Here is a 237-nt window from a genome sequence, read left to right on the forward strand (position 1 = left end):
ATCTGGAAATATTGTCTATTGGGACCAGCAAAATCAATATCCATATTACTATATTGAAGATGCTGCTCGTCGCTGTGGGGGTTGTGGTCGCTGTGGCGGTTGTGGCGGAGGTCGTTGTGGCGGATTCCGTTGTGGCGGATTCCGTTGTATTGGTTGCTTCGGTTGTTTTGGTTGCGGAGGTTGTGGCGGTTGCTCTAACTGTTTTAATGGTTTTAGTGGTACTACTGATACTACTGG

General features: G+C 47.7%; 1 protein-coding gene. It reads left to right on the forward strand.

Annotation, left to right across the window (positions count from 1 at the left end; translation table 11 throughout):
• Positions 1-237: heterocycloanthracin/sonorensin family bacteriocin (locus tag MR160_RS34520; RefSeq protein ID WP_242299268.1), on the forward strand; the 237-nt coding region annotated here is incomplete at both ends.

The organism is Bacillus cereus group sp. BfR-BA-01382 (assembly GCF_022663475.1).
Lineage (GTDB): Bacteria > Bacillota > Bacilli > Bacillales > Bacillaceae_G > Bacillus_A > Bacillus_A thuringiensis_S.